The sequence below is a fragment of the Rhodosalinus sp. K401 genome, assembly GCF_041365735.1.
In the GTDB taxonomy this organism is placed as follows: domain Bacteria; phylum Pseudomonadota; class Alphaproteobacteria; order Rhodobacterales; family Rhodobacteraceae; genus Rhodosalinus.
In genome coordinates this window covers 41,196-55,806 of sequence record NZ_JBGFSI010000003.1, presented here as the reverse complement: position 1 = coordinate 55,806, position 14,611 = coordinate 41,196, and the positions used below count along the sequence as shown (strand labels likewise).

The window sequence follows — 14,611 nt, the reverse complement described above, 5'->3', positions numbered from 1 at the left end:
CGGCGGCGGGCTCGGGTCTCTTCCAGTCCTGGCTTGAGACGCGGAAATGGTCCCCCGGCCACCAAACGACTTGGGCCAGGGCGCCGCTTTTGGGGGAGCATGGCCAGCTTTGAAATCCATGTGTCCGGGGGGACATGAGACATGAAAGCCAAGCGCGTATTTGACGGCCAGCGCGGTCTGATCGGGGCGATCTTCGTCGCGAGCGCCTTCGTCAACATACTGATCCTCACGGCGCCCATCTACATGCTGCAACTGTTTTCCCGGGTCCTGTCCTCGGGAAGCATTCCAACCCTGATCGCCCTCACAATCGGAGCGGCGATCGCGATTTTCTTCTATTTCCTCTTCGACGCGCTCCGGCAACGCCTGGTGGTGCGGCTCGGTACGCGGCTCGAGGCGAAGGTCGGGCCCCAGATCCTGACCGCGCTGATGAACCGGGACATCCCCGACGAAGAGCGCCACGCCCAGCCGGTTCGCGACCTGCAGGAATTGCGGGGCTTCGTGAACAGCCCCGTGCTGATCGCGCTTCTCGATGCGCCGTGGTCCGTGCTCTTCGTGGCGCTGATCTTCGCGTTCCACCCGCTGCTCGGCATCGTGGCGCTGACCGGCCTCCTCATCCTGTTCGTTCTCGGCGGGCTCAACGAGTATTTCGGGCGCGAGCCCAACGCGGCGGCCAACGAGGCGCAGGTCGAGGCGAACCGGTCTGCCGAGGAGATGCTGCACAACGCCGAGGTCGTCCACGCGATGGGCGGGTCGCGCAAGATGGTCGAGCGCTGGACGATCAAGTCCTTCGCCGCGATCGTCTTTTCCACGCTTGCCGCCGACCGCGTGGCGGTGATCGGTTCGCTCGCCAAGATGGTGCGCATGGGCCTTCAGATCGCCGTGCTGGGCACGGGCGTGGTGCTGGTGCTGCAGGGCCAGCTTTCGCCGGGCCTGATGATCGCCGCGTCCATCCTGCTGGGCCGTGCGGCCTCTCCGGTGGAGCAGTCGATCTCGGGCTGGACGGCGCTGCAACGCGCCCGCGGTGCCAAGCAGCGCCTGAACGAGATCCTTGCGCACATGCAGGAGGTCGAACAGCGGATGGAGCTGCCCGAGCCCGAGGGGCGGCTTTCCGTCGAGGACGCCACCGTGGTGCTGCCCGGCCTTCAGGACCCGGTGCTGTTCGGTGTGAGCTTCGATCTTGAACCGGGTCAATCCCTGGGCCTCATCGGACCCTCGGGCGCCGGAAAGACGACGCTGGTGCGCGCGCTCGTCGGGCTTCAGCCCCTCAACCGTGGATATGTCCGGTTCGACGATGCCGCGCTGACCGACTGGCCGGCGGAACAGCTGGGCCGGCACGTCGGCTTCCTGCCGCAGCGCGTCGAGCTTTTCGACGGCACGGTGGCCGAGAACATCGCGCTGATGGATCCCGAGGCGCGCCCCTCGGACGTGGTGGCCGCCGCCAAGCTCGCCCAGGTGCACGATCTCATCCTGAAGCTTCCCGGGGGCTACAACTACCAGGTGGGTCCGCGTGGCGGCCATCTGTCCGCCGGACAGCGCCAGCGCATCGGCCTCGCCCGGGCCTTCTTCGGCGAGCGAAAGCTGATCGTGCTGGACGAGCCCAACGCGAACCTCGACCCCGAGGGCGAGGCAGCGCTTGCAGGCGCCATCGCCGCCGCCACGGACCGTGGCGCGATCGTCGTGGTGGTGACGCACCGCATGAACCTGCTGCGCGAGGTGAGCCACGCCGCGGTGATGCGCGCGGGCCGTATCGAGAAGATCGGCGAGGCGAGGGGGATCCTCGAACTAGAAAGCTCGCTGGCGGGACGGCCCGCGGCGAGCGAGGACAAGAAGGTGACGTTCCTGCGCAACCGCGGCGACGCCGCGGGACAGGGCGGCGCACAGGCCATGGGAGATCCGGCATGAAGACGCCAGTTCCGCTGGAAGCCCGGGACGCCGTGGAGCGTGCGGGCTTCGCCGACCGCATGCCCGACGTGAAGCTGCCGAAAGCACCCCCGACCGGCGTGCGCAAGCTGGTGATCTGGCTGCTCGTTCTGGGTATCGGGGTGTTCGGCGGGCTGGGCTCTTGGGCCGCCATTGCCCCGATGAAGAGCGCGATCGTGGCCACGGGTGCGTTCCGCGTGGTGGGCGACCGGCTTGCGGTGCAGCACTACGAGGGAGGCATCGTCCGCGAGATCGCGGTGAAGGAGGGTGAACTGGTGGAGGAGGGTGCGGTCATCGTACGCCTCGACGAGACCCGGGCCAACGCGCAGATATCGATCCTGAGCAGCCAGCTCGCCAGCGCGCTCGCGCGCGAGGCGCGGCTCGCCGCGGAGCAGCGCGAGGCCGACAGCATCGAGGTGCCCGAGGAACTCGCCGCGCTCGTCGCGGAAGACCCGGATCTTGCGCATCTTCTCGAGGCGCAGCGCGACGTATTCGACTCCAACCGGGACATGATCGACGGACAGGTGACGATCCTGCGCGGCCGAATAGAGCAGTTGCTCGAAGATCTCGAAGGTAACGAGGCGCGCCGCACGTCGCTCGATGACCAGCTCGCGCTCGTTCGCGACGAGATCGAGGGCCTTCAGCCGCTTTACGAGCAGGGTCTCGTGACGAAGTCGCGGCTGGTGAGCCGCCAGCAGGACGAGGCGGCGATCCTGGGCGATTTGGGGACGGTCAGCAGCGACCGCAACATGACCCTGCAGCAGGTGACCGAGATGCAGGAGCGCATCCTCCAGATCCGCCGAAACCGGCTTCTGGAGATCAACGACCAGCGCCAGGAGGTGCAGGCGGACATCCTCGATCTGCGCCAGCGGCTGGCGGCCACGCGCGAGGTGCGCGAGCGCCTGACCATTCGCGCGCCGCGCACCGGCCGGGTGGTCAACCTTGCGATCAACACGATCGGCGGGGTGGTGGACCCGAGCCAGAAAATCCTGGAGATCGTTCCGTCGAACGCCGACTTCGTCGTGGAGACAAAGGTGAGGCCCGGCGACATCGACGACGTGACGCCGGGGGGCGCGGCGCGGGTGCGCCTGACGGCCTACAGCTTCCGCTCGACGCCCCCGGTGCCGGGCGAGGTCGTCCACGTGTCCGCTGACAGCCTGATCGACCGGGCCACCGGAGAGCCCTATTTCCAGGTCGACGTGAAGGTCTCCCCGGATGCGCTGGCCGAGCTTCCGCATATCCAGACCCTTCCGGGGATGCCTGCCGAGGTGATGATCGAGACCGGCGAGCAGACGCTGGCCGACTACATCCTGAACCCTGTCATGGGTGGCATGGAAAAGGCGCTCATCGAGAAGGAGTGAGTCCGCGACCCCGGGGCCCGCGGGGCTGGGAGTCGCGCGGGCGCTTGGGGGCTCTTGGCGCGTGCCCTCACGGGAGACGCCGGGGCGTGACTGCGTAAAATCTTAAAAGTATTAACTAATATCAAATACTTGACCTCCTGCCACCCGGTTTGGGGCTCGTTCGCTCTGCGTTTCGCTACCGCACGCCCAGAGATTTCCCCGACGGAATGCCCCCAAATGGGTACAGCGCGCCCTCGGTCGCTTTGGCATTCTCACAATCGAGGAAGAGTGCCTTGCGGGATCGCATGGGCCGGCCCGCCAGCTGCGGACGCGTCGCGCTGCGGTGCAGGACGGTTCAAGGATCTCGCACAAGGCGCCAGACCCAGGGGGATTGAGTCATGTCGTTTCCGTTCGGTAGCGCACGAGCCTTTTTCGGCGGCACCACGCCCGATCCCGCCAGCCCCGAGGCAGCCCCGCCCAGCCCGGGCTTTCTGAAGACCCTCTTCCGTCCACGTCGCGCGCGCCGCACCAGAAGTGTGGGAACGGGCTTCCGCGTCGAGGGGCTTGAGCCGCGCTACCTTCTGTCGGCGGACCTCGCGCCCTTCCTCGTGGACATGCAGGACTATGGCGAGGATCTGACGCTGCGCTACGACCAGCTCACCTCCTCCATCCAGATCTACGACCGCTCCTCCGGCACGCAGTTGGGGCAGCAGCTCGTTCAGCAGATGAGCTTGGTGCGCGTCTCCGGCACGGCCGGGGACGACACGCTGGAACTCGACTTCTCCGACAGCTTCGTGATGCCCGTCGAGGTGGCGTTCGATGGCGGCGCCGGCACCGACACCGTGATGCTCACCGGCGGGGCCGGCGACACGATCGCCGTCGAGGCAACGGGCAGCGGCGAGGCCGACCTGCTGCTTGAGGACGGCGGTGCCGAGGGGGCGGTGCGCCTTTCGGGGACCGAGGCCGTCGAGGACCGCCTCGCCGCCGGCGAACGCGTCTTCGCGGACCGTACGGACGCCGGCAACAGCTTTCGGCTGAGCGACAGTGGCGGCGCAAGTGACGGCATGAGTCGGATCACCACGGGCGGCAGCCTGCTCGACTACAGCTTCGAGACGCCGGAGGTCTCGCTCACCGTCGATACCGGCGCGGGCGACGACCGGCTCGAGAACGGCGGCATGGACCAGACCCTGACCGGCAAGGTGGTGATGCAGGGCGGCGCGGGCAGCGACACGCTCGCCGGCCCGCCCGAGGACACGGTCTGGAGGATCACGGGTCACAACGAAGGCAGTGCCGCGGGCATTGCCTTCTCTGCTGTCGAGAACCTGGAGGGCGCGGCCGACAACGAGGACGTGTTCATCGTCGGCGCCGAGGCCAGCATCGATGGCGTGCTCGACGGTGGCGAGGGCGGCTTCGACATCCTGGAGTTCGACGGCGGCACGTTCGAGCGCGTCACCTACGAAGCCTTCGACCTGCATTCCGGCGTGGTGGACCGTGACGGCTCCCTCATCCGTTACGCGGGTCTCGAACCGATCAACGACAGCATGGTCGTGGCCGACCGGACGATCTCGACCGGCACGCTCGCGCTCGGCCCCTCCGACGCAGACGACCGCGCGACGCTGACCGACAACGGCGACGGCACGATGACGCTGGCGCCGGTCTCGCCCTTCCTGACCTTCGAGACGATCAATTTCGCGAAGCCCACGAACAGCCTGACCGTCCAGCTCGCCGGCGATCTGGACGTGCCTTTCGTGTCGAAGGACGTGCTGACGGTGGACGGCAGCGGTACGGCCATCGACCTGGCGGGAATCGACCTGACGATCGACGGCGAGGCCGGCAAGGACGAGGTGGTCTTCCAGGGCACCGTCGCCACCGGCAACCTCACGGTGAACGCCGAGTCGATCACCATCTCCGGCACGCTCGACGCGGGCGACATCACGCTCAACGCCGAGGCCGAGGACGACGGCGCGGTGGACCAGGACGGCGAATACCTGGGCGGCATCTTCCAGGGGCTCTACATCGCCACGCCCGAGGCGCGCATCGACCTCTCCGGCGCGACGATCACCGCCGCGGGCGCCGTCGACATGAACGCCACGGCGACCACGACACTCTCGGCCACGCCGAGCTCGCTCGGCGGCGTCGTGGACGCGACGCTTCTCACGCTGCTTCCCGTCGCCGACATTCTCCTCGATGGCACGACGCTCAGTGCCGCCTCCGTGGCCACCGACGCCACCGTCAACGTGACAGCCGCGTTCGAGGACGAATCCGACTCCTCGGACACCGATTCACAGGCCGACGCTGCCGTTTCCGTCGTGGTCGTCGCCTCCGACGCCAGGGTCACCGCGACCGGCGCGACGGCGATCCAGTCGGGCGGCGCGGTGGCGCTCAACGCCGCCACCAATCTCGACATCACCTCCACCGCGGATGGCGGCGCGGACGGCAGCGCCGTGGGCGCCACCGTCGCCGTCACCCAGATCTCCGCCGACACCGGCGTCGAGGTCTCGGGCAGCACCTCGATCGGCGCGCTGGGCGGCGACACGCCGGACGCGATCACGCTCGGCGCGACGCTCACCTCCGATGTCGAAACGGTCGCCACCTCGACGGCGGGCGGTTCGCAGGAAGGCGACGGCTCGAGCGAGTCGCAGCAGCGCCTCAAGGATCCGAACGACGACGGCGACACGGGCGACCAAGCCCAGAGTTCTGGCGGTGCGGTCAGCTTCGCGGGGGCCGTGGTGGTGTCCGACTACCGTCCCGAAACCACCGTGCTCATCGGCACGACCGGCCTGCTCGAGACGTCGGGCGCGCTCACCCTGTCGGCGCAATCGACCGATAGCGTCCGGGCGAAGGCCGACGGCTCCAACACCGGGTCCGGCTCGGTCGGCGTGGGCGTCGCGGTCGTGGTGGGCGTGGTCGATAGCGTCAACCGGGCCTCGATCCTCGACGCGGGCACGCTCACGGCGGGCGGCGGCGTGGCCGTCAGCGCAGGCATGGCGGCGGCCAACACCTTCTCGGTCGAGGCGGTGTCGGGCGCCGGCGGCGGCGCGCAGACGGGCGTGGCAGGCTCGCTTGCCATCCACACGGTGCTCACCGTGGTGGAAGCGTTGGTGGAGGACGGCACCGGGGCGGGCGTGGCGCTCGGCGCTTCCGGCCTTTCGCTTTCGGCCACGGCGGAGAGCGCGGTTTCCACCGCTGCCGTGCCGGACGAGGACGGCGCGACCGGCGAAAGCCTCGGGATCGGCGCCTCCGTGGCGCTCGCGATCCTCGACCAGGACACGCGCGCGGGCATCGCCGACGGCGCCGACGTCACCGGCGCGGGCGCGATCACGATCTCGGCCACGGGCACCCATGACGCCGAGACGCTCGCCAAGGGCGCGGCGTCGGGCGGCGGAACGGTGGCGACGCCGGTCGTCGCCATCTCTTTGAACTTCAACGACACCTCGGCCTTCGTGGGCACGGGCGGCCTGCTGGAGGCGGGGTCGATCTCGGCCACCGCCACCCATGACGGGCAGACCGTCACCAGGGGCGAGGGCGACGCCGAGGGCAGCAGCGCAGCCGTGGGCGCCTCGCTCGCGCTCACCATCTCCGAAGAGACCTCCTCCGCGTCGCTTCTCCGCGACGCCACGGCCACGGCGGGCGCGGTGTCCTTCGTGGCGCAGGGATCGATGCGCACCCGCAGCGTCGGCGCGGCCTCCGCGGCCGGTGCCGCCGATGGCGGGTCGGAAGGCGACGTGAACGCCGAGAACCAGCAACAGCAGGATTTCGCCAACGCCCAGGCGACGGAGCGGCGGGGCGCCGCGTCTTCCGAAACGACGACGCCCGACGCCTCCACCGGCGACGGCTCGCTCGCGGTGGCCGCGGCCATCGCCATCAACATCCACAACGGCGACGTGACGGCCGGGTTCGCGGACGCGATCACCGTCACCGCCTCCGACGCGGTGACGCTCCGCGCGCTCTCGAACCAGGACGCCCGCGCCGAGGCGACGGGCGAGGCCGCGAACGGCGCGTCGGGCACAGTGGGCGTGGGCGTGGCAGTCAACGTCTCCGACGTGGACGTGACCGCGCGCACCGGCGCCAGCACCATCGACGCGGCCAGCCTAGAGGTCGAGGCCGGCATGATCGAGCGCACGCTCGACCTTTCGGTCGCGGCGACCAAGGTTGCCGATGTCGATCGTGACGCCATCTTCCTCGACACCGCCGCGGAAGAATTGTCGGTGGGCGACGAGGTCACCTACGACAACGGCGGCGGGACGGATGTCGCCGGCCTGGCGAACGGGACCACCTACTTCGTGGTCGCCGTCGAAGGCGGCTACGTCCAGCTTTCCGACACGGATGGCGGCGATCCGGTGGATATCACCGGCACTGGCGCGGGCACCGGCCACGCGCTTCAGCGCGCCGGTGAGGATGATCTGAACTTCGACCCGGATGCCGACGTTTTCAAGCTCGACTCCGGGGCTGCCAAGAGCCTCGTGACAGGCGATGCCGTCGTCTATGCCAGCGGCGCGGGCGACGACATCGGTGGTCTGTCGGACGGCGCGACGTATTACGCCATCGTCGATGGCGACGGCGCCCTCGGGCTTGCCGAAAGCCGCGAGGACGCGCTTGCGGGCAAGGCCGTGCCGATCACCTCCGCCGGCACCGGGACCGAGCAGACGCTGACCGAGAGCCTCCACAGCTCGGGCGCCACGGCGGTGTCCGGCGCCTCGGGCGGGAATGTTGGGATCGCGGGCTCGGTCGCGATCGACGTGGCGGAGACGCGCGCGCTGGCCGAGGTGTCGTCGGGCGCGTCGGTCACGCTTTCGGGCAACGCCTCCGTCAGCGCGGCGGCGGCCAGCCTTTCGGGCGCAAGTGCGGGGGCGGCGCAGGCGAGCGACGACTCCGGCGCCACGGGCGTCGGTGCGAGCTTCGCGCTGACGATCACCGATCACCTGACGCGCGCGGCTGTGGCGAACGGTGCCACCATCTCCGGCGCCGCCGACCTCGGTGTGAACGCCACCGGCAGTTATCACGCCATCACCCGGGCCGACGGTGGCGCGGAAGGCGGAACGGCGGTGAGCCCCGTGGTGGCCCTTTCGGTCGTGCGCAATGTCACGGAAGCGATTGTCGAGGCGGGTGCCGCGCTGGTGATCTCCGGCGATCTGTCGGTCGTGGCCAGCCACGAGGCGGAAACGGTAACGACGGGCAAGGGGGCGGCGACGGGCGCCAACGCCGCGGTCGGCCTCTCGCTCGGCCTCGGCATCGCCGAGGACAGCGCGACCGCGGCCATCGAGCGCGACGTGACGGCCGGCGGCGCCGTGACGCTGGAAGCGACGGGCGAGGCGTCGAGCCGCAGTTCCGCGGCGGCCTCCGCGGCCGGCGCGGCAGGGGACGACGAGACCCCCGCCACCGAGGAAGGCGCGGTCGACCAGGAGAACCAGCGCCAGCTCGACAACGCCAACCAGCAGGCCAGCGAGCGCCGCAGCACGGGCGAAGGCTCCGGCGAGACCGAGACGCCCGAGGCCTCCACCGGCGACGGCGCGCTCTCCGTCGCGGCGGCGGTGGCGATCAATCTCGGTGACGCGATCTTCTCGGCCGAACTCGCCGACGCGGTGACCATCGTGGCCGGCGGCGCCGTCATCCTGCGCGCGCGCGCCAACGCCGACAGCTGGGCCGCCGCCACGGGCGAGGCGGTGGACGCCGGCACGGCCGGCATCGGCGCGGCGGTGGGCCTCAACGTCGCCAACGTGGACGTGCAGGCACTGACGCGCGCCTCCAGCATCACGGCGGACGGGCTCACGCTCCAGGCGGGCATGACGGAGAAGAGCTCCGCGCTTTCGGTGGAGACCGCTGAGGTCGTGGACACCGACGACGACTCGATCTTCCTGGGAGAGGACGCGGGGCTGTCGGTCGGCGACGAGGTGACCTACGCGAACGGCGGGGGCGCGGATATCGGCGGGCTCACCGACGGGAACACCTATTTCGTCGTGAAGGCCGAGGACGGGCGCGTCCAGCTCTCCGAAACGGACGGCGGCGACGCCATCGACCTGACGGNGTGGACACCGACGACGACTCGATCTTCCTGGGAGAGGACGCGGGGCTGTCGGTCGGCGACGAGGTGACCTACGCGAACGGCGGGGGCGCGGATATCGGCGGGCTCACCGACGGGAACACCTATTTCGTCGTGAAGGCCGAGGACGGGCGCGTCCAGCTCTCCGAAACGGACGGCGGCGACGCCATCGACCTGACGGACCAGGGCTCGGGCGACGCGCACACGCTGACGTCCACCGAGCCCGACTCGGAGGCGATCGAGTTCGATCCCGACCAGGAGCTCTTCTCGCTTGCGAGCCCCGACGCGGAGAACCTTCGCACCGGCGACGCGCTCACCTACTCGAACGGCGGCGGCACCGACATCGGCGGTCTTTCCGACGGCACCACCTACTACGCGATCACCGACGGCGAGGGCGGGCTCGAGCTCGCCGAAAGCCGCGACGCGGCCATGGCGGGCGAGGCGATCGAGATCACCTCCGCCGGCGCGGGCGACGCGCATACCCTCTCGGACTCCGTCCACCGCTCGGCGGCGGACGCCGTCTCCGGCGCGGGCGGCGGCAATGTGGGCATCGCCGGCTCCGTGGCGATCAACCTCGGCGAGACGCGGGCGCGCGCCCTCGTGGATGGCGCGGCCACGATCACGCTGGCCGACGGCGCGGCGGACGGCGACACGGATATCGGCGCCTCCGAGATTTCCGCCGAGGCCGCCAACTTCGCCGGCGCCAAGGCCGCCGCGGAGCAGTCCGAGGCGGGATCGGTGGGCGTCGGCGCGAGCTTCGCGCTCAACATCACCGATCATGTCACCCGCGCGGCGATCGAGGACGGCGCGACGATCACCGGCGGCGGCGACATCTCGGTCGCGGCCACGGGCGGCTACGGCGCGCGCACCGACGTGCAGGGCGGCGCGGGCGGCGACATCGCGGTCTCGCCGGTCGTGGGGCTTTCGGTTATCGGCAACACGACCGAGGCCCGCGTGGGCACCGGCGGCGCGCTGGCGCTCGAGGGCGACCTTTCCGTCACCGCCACGCACGAGGCCGACAGCGTCACCGTCGCCAAGGGCGACACGGAGGGCGCGAGCGCGGCGGTCGGCATCTCCTTCGGCCTCACGCTGGCCGACGACGTGGCCACGGCGACCCTGGCCCGCGACGTCACCACGACGGGCGGCGGCGTCGCCGTGGTGGCGCAGGGCATGGCGGCCACGCGGACGGAGGCCGAGGCGTCGGCGGCGGGCGCAGAGGGCGAGGACGGCGATCCGTCGGACGATCCGGACGTCAACGACCAGAACCAGCAGCAGATCGACACCGCGAACAGCCAGGCGGCCGACAGGCGGAGCTCCGGAACCGGAAGCGACCAGACGAGCGCGCCGGACGCCTCGACCTCCGAGGGCGCGATCACCGTGGCGGCGGCCGTCGCGCTCGATCTCGGGGGCTTCGAGGCGACCGCGATCATGGCCGACGGGCTCACCATCTCGGCGACCGGCCCGGTGGAGCTGACCGCCCGGGGCAATGCCGACGGCGCCGCCAAAGCATCGGGCGAAGCGTCGCGTGGCGACAGCGGCGCGGTGGGCGCGGGCGTGGCCATCGTGAAGGCCGACGCCGACGTGACGGCCGATCTCGACAACGCCACCATCACCGGGGGCGGGCTGACCGTCCAGGCGCTCGACTACGAGGCCGGCGGCGACGGTGTCTCGAAGAGCGAGGCGGGCGCCACCTCGGGCGCGTCGGGCGGCGGGCTCGGGCTGGCCGGCTCTTTCGCGCTCAACCTGTCCGAGACGCAGGCCACGGCGCGTGTCGGCGCGGGCNGATCTCGACAACGCCACCATCACCGGGGGCGGGCTGACCGTCCAGGCGCTCGACTACGAGGCCGGCGGCGACGGTGTCTCGAAGAGCGAGGCGGGCGCCACCTCGGGCGCGTCGGGCGGCGGGCTCGGGCTGGCCGGCTCTTTCGCGCTCAACCTGTCCGAGACGCAGGCCACGGCGCGTGTCGGCGCGGGCGTGACCTACACGGGCGACGGCACGGGCGCGGTGACGGTCGCGGCGTCCAACACCACCGAGAGCGGCGCCATCGCGAGCGCCGCGCAGGAATTCACCGGCAGCACGTCGCAGTCCTCGGGCAGCGGGTCGAACGGATCGGGAGGCGGGCAGTCCGGCAGCACCGGCACCAACACCCAGCAGAGCGGTAGCACCGTGGGCGTGGGCGCGAGCTTCGCGCTCAACATCGCCGACATGGGCGCGACCGCCGAGATCGCGGATAACGCCGCGCTCACCGGCGCGGGCGACGTGACCATCTCGGCCGAAGGCGGGCACAGCGCGCGCGCCAAGGCGGTGGGCGGCGCCGAGGGCGGCACGGCGGTGACGCCGGTCGCCGCCATCGCCGCGATCCAGAACGACGTGCGCGCCGAGATCGGGCCGGATGCGACCGTCTCCGGCACCGGCGACGCCGCGGTCACGGCGAGGCTCGTCTCCGACACCACGGCCGATGCCGAAGGCAGCACGGACGGCACCGACGCCGCCGTGGGCGTGAGCGTGGGCGTCACCGTCGCCGAGGACACGGTGCTCGCCGCGATCACCGGCGATCTGACGATGGGCGGCGGCGTCGATGTCGATGCGACCGGCATCGCGGCCTCCCGCGCGGGCGCCGCGGCCAGCGCCACCGGCACGCCGGGAGAGGGCCAGTCGAACCAGGGTCCGAGCGCGCAGCAGAGCGCGGACCAGGGCGTCGGCACCGCCAACAGCCGCGGCGGCACGAGCGGAAGCTCCCCCGACACCTCCACCTCCAAAGGCGCCGTGAGCGTCGCCGCGGCGGTGGCGGTCAACGTCTCGCTCGCTCAGGTCGAGGCCCGGATCGCGGGCGGCGCCGGAGACCCGGCCACGGTGAATGCCGGCGGGCCGGTGCGCGTGCAGAGCGCGGCCAATATCGATTCGGCGGCCGACGGCGACGGCACGGCCGTCACCACGACGGGCGGCACCTCGGTGGGCGCGGCGGTGGCCGTGAACGTGGCCGAGGCGGAGAACCTCGCCACCATCGACAACGCCACCGTCACCGGCGACGGGATCTCGGCCGACGCGGTGATGGCGGAGCGCGAGACCGAGATCGAGGTGACCGAGCGGCAGGTGGTGGACACCGACGCCGACACGCTCTTCCTCGGCGCCCAGGACGACGCCTTCACCACCGGCGAGGAGGTCGTCTACCGCAATGGCGGCGGCGGCGACATCGAGGGCCTCACCGACGGCGACACCTATTACGTGATCGTCAAGGACGGCGGCTTCATCCAGCTCGCGGCCAGCGCGCAGGACGCCACCGACGGCGAAGCGATCGAGCTTGAGAGCGAGGGCACGGGCGACGCCCACGTGATCGAGCGCACCGGCGCCGACGACGTGACCTTCGACCCGGACGAGAGCCGCTTCGAGATCGATCTCGAGAACACGAAGGGCCTCCTGACCGGAGACGAGGTGGTCTACTCCGCCAGCGGCACGGCCATCGGCGGGCTCACCGACGGCGAGACCTACTACGTCATCGCGGATGGCAGCGGGCAGTTGAAGCTCGCTGCAAGCTTCGAGGACGCCTTCGCCGGCGAGGCGATCGAGCTGACCTCCGCGGGCAGCGGCGATCATGTGCTGACCGACGCCACCCATTCCGCGGGCGCCTTCGCCGCCGCGGGCGCGGGCGGCGGCCAGACGGGCGTGGCGGGCTCCGTCGCCATCAACATCGCCCGCGGCACCACCGAGGGCCGGTTCGGCGATACCGCGGTGCTGACCGTGACCGGCACCGGCGGCTCCTCGATCAGGGGCGAGGCGGAGACCTACGTGCTCACCCTGGCGCAGCCCTCCGAGGCGACGACGGGCACCAAGACGGGCGTCGGCGTCTCCTTCGCGCTCGGCATCGCCGGGCACACGGCGGACGCGACCCTCGCCGCCGGCGCCACGCTCGCGGGCGCGGCCGACCTGGAGATGCGGGCACGCGGCGATCACGGGATGATCACGCTCGCCCAGGCCGGCGTCGCCACCGGCGGCGGCGGCACCGCCGTGGGCGGGGCCATCGCGCTGGCCGTGGCCGAGAACGCCACCCGCGCCACCGTCGAGACGAGCGCGAACGCGCTGGACGTGGACGGCAATCTGACCGTCGCCGCGGACCATGCGCTTCGCATGCAGACGGAGGCCGATGCCGACACCAAGGGCGGCAACACGGGCGTGGGCGCGGCGGTCGCGCTGTCCTGGGCCGAGGACGACACCTCGGCGCTTCTCGACCGCGACGTGGCGACCGGCGCGGCCGTGGCGGGCGACGTTTCGGTGACCGCCGACAGCGCAGTGAGCGCGGTGACGCTCTCCACCGGCAGCGCGCAGGGCGCGCGCTCCCAGTCGAGCGGCGGGCAGAGCACCGACCAGCGCACCTCGCAGGAGACGAGCTTCGTCGACACGCGCTCCAACAGCAGCCTGCAGCAGCCGCAGCCCTCCGCGCAGGTGGCGAGCGCCAACAGCACGGCCCAGAACCAGACCTCGAACCCCGGCGGCCAGGGCGGCCAGACTCAAAGCTCTACGACCCAGACCTCGGGCGGCAGCGTGCAGGTCGCCGCGGCCATCGGGGCGAGCGTCCTCACGCCGACGGTCTCGGCGGAGATCGCGGACGGGCGGACCGTGGACGCGGACGGCGCGCTCACCGTCCGCGCGATCAACGACGTGGACGCGGACACCCAGACCACGGGTCTCGCGCTTTCTTCCTCGGGCGGCACCAATGTCGGCGCGGCCGTGTCGCTCAACGTGGCGCTGATGGAGACGACGGCGCGGATCGGCGACGGCACCACCACGGCGGGGTCCGTGGCGGTCGAGGCCGGAACCTCCGCGGGCGAGACGAACGACTTCCGCACCCTCGCGCTGGCCGGCGCGGGCTCCACGCAGAACTCCTCCGGCGGCGGGTCGAGTTCCAGCACCTCGGTGGCGGGCGCGGCGGGCGTCAACGTCGTCACCGGCGACACGCGCGCCGAGATCGCGGACGGCGCGACGGTGCAAGCGCTCTCGGGCGATGCGACGGTCACGGCCCGGCAGGATACCGGGCTTCAGAACGTCGCCGGCGGCGGGGCGATCACCCTTGGCGGCGGCAACTCCGTGGGCGCCGCGGTCGGCGTCAACGTCGTGGACGTGGACACGAACGCGCTGGTGGGCGCGGGCACGGACCTCGACGCGGCGGGCAGCGTGGCCGTCTCGTCGGCGGCGTCCCTTACCCCGCTCGATTTCGAGATCCCGATCGTGGGCGACGCGATCGAGATCGACGCCTTCAACCAGCCGGTCACCAACCTCGCCGTGGGCGCGGGCATCGACGGCGGCACCGGTTCC

The 14,611-nt window shown here is 71.3% G+C and carries 4 protein-coding genes (1 of these 4 running past the window's edge); all 4 read left to right on the top strand.

Features of this window, described 5'->3' with window-relative positions; translation table 11 throughout:
- Positions 1-141 precede the first annotated feature (141 nt).
- Entirely contained in the window at positions 142-1,902 is a 1,761-nt protein-coding gene (locus tag AB6A66_RS04525; RefSeq protein WP_371054956.1) for a type I secretion system permease/ATPase, read from the top strand.
- Complete coding sequence (locus AB6A66_RS04520) at positions 1,899-3,281, top strand: HlyD family type I secretion periplasmic adaptor subunit (RefSeq protein ID WP_371054955.1); 1,383 nt, start codon at positions 1,899-1,901, stop codon at positions 3,279-3,281. The genes AB6A66_RS04525 and AB6A66_RS04520 overlap by 4 nt, the downstream gene beginning before the upstream one ends.
- Before the next feature lie 377 nt (positions 3,282-3,658).
- Positions 3,659-9,352: an LEPR-XLL domain-containing protein gene (locus AB6A66_RS04515; RefSeq protein ID WP_371054954.1), complete on the top strand. Its 5,694-nt coding sequence runs from the start codon at positions 3,659-3,661 to the stop codon at positions 9,350-9,352.
- A gap of 2,154 nt (positions 9,353-11,506) precedes the next feature.
- On the top strand, positions 11,507-14,611 hold the beginning of the coding sequence (locus AB6A66_RS04510; protein ID WP_371055153.1) for a beta strand repeat-containing protein. It continues 18,852 nt past the right edge of the window; the window shows 3,105 of its 21,957 coding nt (coding positions 1-3,105); the start codon lies at positions 11,507-11,509; its stop codon lies off the right edge, out of view.

Coding starts and splice junctions, on each gene's coding strand:
- AB6A66_RS04525 (WP_371054956.1), top strand. CDS start 142: ATGAAAGCCAAGCGCGTATTTGACGGCCAGCGCGGTCTGATCGGGGCG.
- AB6A66_RS04520 (WP_371054955.1), top strand. CDS start 1,899: ATGAAGACGCCAGTTCCGCTGGAAGCCCGGGACGCCGTGGAGCGTGCG.